Source organism: Streptomyces sp. NPDC002926 (genome assembly GCF_053591755.1).
Genome location: NZ_JBSFUK010000076.1, coordinates 1 through 4,681 on the forward strand (window position 1 = coordinate 1; position 4,681 = coordinate 4,681).

1 protein-coding gene is annotated in these 4,681 nt (G+C 71.4%); it reads left to right on the top strand.

The genetic code is table 11. From position 1 onward, the window contains the following. Positions 1-4,681, top strand: a 4,681-nt coding sequence (locus tag ACWDZ6_RS33270) for a type I polyketide synthase (RefSeq protein WP_451505814.1), incomplete at both ends; no start/stop codon positions are given.

Below are 4,681 nucleotides of genomic sequence, written 5' to 3' on the forward strand. Positions count from 1 at the left end.
GGCTGGTGTCGGGGGAGTTGACGGATCCGGGGTACTGGGTGCGGCATGTGCGGGAGCCGGTGCGGTTCGCGGACGGTCTGGCCACGGTGCGCGGGCTGGGGGTGTCGCGGCTGGTGGAGGTGGGGCCGGAGGCGGTCCTGACCGCCCTGGCCCGCCAGAGCCTCGACGAGACCGACACGGTCACCTTCGCGCCGTTGATGCGCCGCCCCAAAGACGGCACCACGGCCCGGACCACGCTGCTCACCGCCGCCGCACAGCTCCACGCCTCGGGTGTGCCGGTGGACTGGCACCTGCCCGCCCCCGCCCCGGGACGGCACCTGGACCTGCCCACCTACCCCTTCCAGCGCCGGCGCTACTGGCAGGACTCGGTGGTGGCGGGGAGTGATCCGCGTCATGTGGGTCAGTCCGCGACCGGGCATCCCCTGCTGGGTGCGGCTGTCACCATTGCCGACACCGGTGGTGTGGTCCTCACCGGGCGGCTGTCCCCGGACAGCCAGCCCTGGCTCGCCGACCACGACATCAACGGAACGATCATCTTCCCGGGTACCGGCTTCGTAGAGCTGTCGGTACGGGCAGGTGACGAGGTCGGCTGCCCCACGCTGGAGGAACTGACCCTGCAGGCCCCGCTCGTCATCCCGGCATCCGGCGGCGTCCAGGTGCAGATCAGCGTCGGTGCGGCCGACGACACCGGCCGGCACGGCGTCAGTATCCACTCGCGACCGGACGACAGCGGCGATGCCGACGACTGGACCTGTCACGCGCAGGCGGTTCTGTCGACGGCGGGTACGCCGGCCGGCTTCGACCTCGCGGCCTGGCCACCTGCCGGCGCCGAGCCGATCCCGATCGAGGGCGGCTACGAGCGACTGGCCGAGCGCGGCTACCGCTACGGACCCAGCTTCCGTAACCTGCGCGCGGCCTGGCGTCTCGGTGACGACGTCTTCGCCGAGGTCGTACTGCCCGACTCGACCGAAGCGGAGAGCTATGGCCTGCACCCGGCGCTGCTGGACTCCGCTCTGCATGTCGACCTGATCACCGGGGACGACGAAGCGGAGGGGCAGACGTTCCTGCCCTTCGCGTGGACCGACGTCGCGTTGCATGCCGCCGGCTCCCGGGCGCTGCGGGTGCGCATCCAGCGCCGCGGGGGACAGCCCGCCTCGGCAGTGTCCGTAGCCGATCAGAGCGGACGGCCGGTGGCCACGATCGGCTCCGTGGCCTCCCGCCCGATCGCGCCCGACCACTTCTCGTCCGCCACACCCATCTCCGACGCACTGTTCGGCGTGGCCTGGAAGCCCGTCACGATCGGTACGTCGAACGAGACGGAGCCGGTCCCGACCGTCGCGCCCCACGACCTGGAGACCGTCGCGGACCGGGTCGTGGTCTGCGACTGCACACCGCATGAGGCGCCGGTCCCGGAAGCCGCCGCTGCCGCGGCCGAGGCCGCGCTGGCCGCAGTTCAGACCTGGCTCGCCGATGGCGACGGGCCGGGCCGCACCCTGGTGGTGCTCACCCGCGCCGCCGTAGGGCCGGACGGACCGCAGAACCCGGCGGCCGGCGCCGTCTGGGGTCTCGTCCGCGCGGCGCAGGCCGAGAATCCGGGACGCTTCGTCCTCGCCGACGTCGACGCCCCCGCCGCCCTCGACTCCACGGAATGGTCCGCCGTCGCCGCCTCCGGAGAGACCGAGCTCGCATACCGCGACGGCGCCTGGTTCGTGCCGCGCCTGGAGAAGCTGACACCGGACGGTGCGCCCGACTGGGGTGGTGGGTCGGTGTTGATCACGGGTGGTACGGGTGGTTTGGGTGCTTTGGTGGCGCGGCATCTGGTGGTGAGCGGTGGTGTGGAGAGGTTGGTCCTGGTGAGTCGGCGGGGTGCCGATGCGCCGGGTGCGGCGGAGCTGGTCGGGGAGTTGACGCGGTCCGGGGCGAGTGTGCGGGTGGAGGCGTGTGACGTCGCTGACCGGGCGGCGCTCGCCGCTGTGGTTGCCGGTATCGGGGATCTGACGGGCGTCGTGCACGCGGCGGGCATCGCCGACAACGGCATGGTCACCGCCATGACCCCGGACCGTCTCCGCCAGGTCCTGGCGGTCAAGGCTGATGCGGCCTGGTATCTGCACGAGTTGACGGCATCGCTGCCGATCTCGGCCTTCGTGCTGTTCTCCTCCGTCGGCGGTTCGCTGCTCGCGGGCGGCCAGTCAGCGTACGCCGCCGCCAATGTCGCCCTCGACGTCCTGGCCGAGCACAGGCGGCGGCAGGGCCTCCCGGCAACCGCGCTCGCCTACGGCCTCTGGCGGAACGAGGGTATGGGCGGCACGCTCGGCGAGTCCGACGTGCAGCGGCTGGAGCGCCTCGGCCTGCCTCCGCTCGACGCGGACACCGGCCTCGCGCTGTTCGACGCCGCCCTCGCCTGCGGGCGGGCCCAGGTCGTTGCGACGCCCGTCGACCGGGCCGCGCTGCGTACGCGGACCGACGAGCTCCCGGCGCTGCTGCGCAGCCTCGTACCGGCCGGTCGGCGGAAGGTGACCCGGTCCGCCGTGTCCGCCTCGTCCGGGCTGGCCGCCGAGCTGGCGGGGCTGGACCCGGTAGCCAGGGCCCGACGCCTGCTGGACCTGGTCCGTAGCCGCGTCGCCGCCATCCTCGGTCACACGGGTGCGGACGACGTCGAGCCGGACCGCCCGTTCTCGGAACTGGGCTTCGACTCGCTGGCCGCCGTCGAACTGCGCAACATGCTGAACGCCGCCACCGATCTGCGGCTGCCGGCCACCCTGATCTTCGACCACCCGAACGCCACCGCCGTCGCGGCTCTGCTGGACGAGATGCTCGTCGGCTCCGCGGTAGAAGAGGCGCCCGCCGCCGTCGTCCGTGCCGCCGCGCACCAGGACGATCCGATCGTCATCGTGTCGATGGCCTGCCGTTATCCGGGTGGGGTGTCGTCGCCGGAGGATCTGTGGCGGCTCGTCGCCGACGGCGTCGACGCCGTCGGGCCGTTCCCGACCAACCGCGGCTGGGACCTCGACGGTCTCTTCGATCCGGAGCCGGGCGCACCGGGCAAGAGCTACACCGAGCGCGGCGCCTTCCTCCACGACGCGGACCAGTTCGACCCGGTGTTCTTCGGAATCAGCCCCAACGAGGCGCAGATCATGGACCCGCAGCAGCGGATCTTCCTGGAGGCTGCCTGGGAGTCATTCGAGCGGGCCGGGATCGATCCCGGGACGCTGAAGGGAAGTCGTACGGGTGTCTTCGCGGGCGTGATGTATCACGACTACGGCGACCTCAGCAGCGGCGGCAGCGTGGTCTCGGGGCGGGTGTCGTACTCGTTCGGTTTCGAGGGGCCGGCGGTGACGGTGGATACGGCGTGTTCGTCGTCGTTGGTGGCGCTGCACTTGGCGGCGCAGGCGTTGCGTTCGGGGGAGTGTTCGCTGGCGGTCGCAGGCGGCGTCACGGTGATGGCTACACCGGCCATGTTCGTGGAGTTCAGCCGGCAGCGTGGGTTGTCGGTGGATGGTCGGTGCAAGGCGTTCGCGGAGGGGGCGGACGGGACCGGCTGGTCGGAGGGCGTCGGCCTGCTGCTGTTGGAGCGGTTGTCGGATGCGCGGCGGTTGGGGCATCCGGTGCTCGCGGTGGTTCGGGGCAGTGCCGTCAATCAGGACGGTGCGTCGAATGGGCTGACGGCACCGAATGGTCCGTCGCAGCAGCGGGTGATCCGGCAGGCATTGGCGAGTGCGGGTCTGTCCGCCGCCGATGTGGACCTGGTGGAGGGCCACGGGACGGGTACTCGGCTGGGTGATCCGATCGAGGCCCAGGCCCTGTTGGCGACGTATGGGCAGGACCGGACGGGTGAGCCGCTGTACTTGGGGTCGGTGAAGTCGAATCTCGGTCACGCCCAGGCCGCGGCCGGGGTCAGCGGTGTGATCAAGTTGGTGGAGGCGATGCGGCATGGTGTGATGCCGGCGTCGTTGCATGTGGATGCGCCGTCGTCGCAGGTGGACTGGTCGGCGGGTGCGGTGTCGCTGTTGACGGAGGCCCGTACGTGGCCGGTGGTGGGGCGGCCGCGGCGGTCGGCGGTGTCGTCGTTCGGTATCAGCGGGACCAACGCCCACGTCATCCTCGAACAACCCCCTGCTGTCGAGGACTTGACCACGTCCGAGGACCCGGACTCCCCCATGGAGGATTCCGCCGGGCCGGAAGCTGTTGCCGGGAGTCCCGTGGTGGTGTCGGCGCGGTCGGCGGAGGCGTTGGTTCAGGCTGCGGGGCGGTTGGCGTCCTGGTGGGAGCAGCGTGCGGATGTGGGTGTGGGGGAGGTGGCCTCGGCGCTGGCTGGTGGGCGGGCGGGGCTGGAGCACCGGGCGGTGGTGATCGCCTCCACCCATGACGAGGCGATGGCGGGTCTGTCGTCATTGGCGTCGGGTGGTCCGGGTTCGGGTGTGGTGGTGGGGCGGGTGTTGTCGGGGCGTACGGGGTGGTTGTTTACGGGGCAGGGTTCGCAGTGGCTGGGTATGGGCCGTGAGCTGCATGGGTCGGATCCGGTGTTTGCGGCGGGGTTTGATGAGGCGTGTGCGGCGGTGGATGTTCATCTGGGGCGGCCTGTCCGGGAGGTGGTGTGGGGGGATGATCCGGCGGGGGTGGATGCCACGGTGTTCACTCAGGCGGGTCTGTTTGTGGTGCAGGCGGGTCTGGTGGGGGTGTT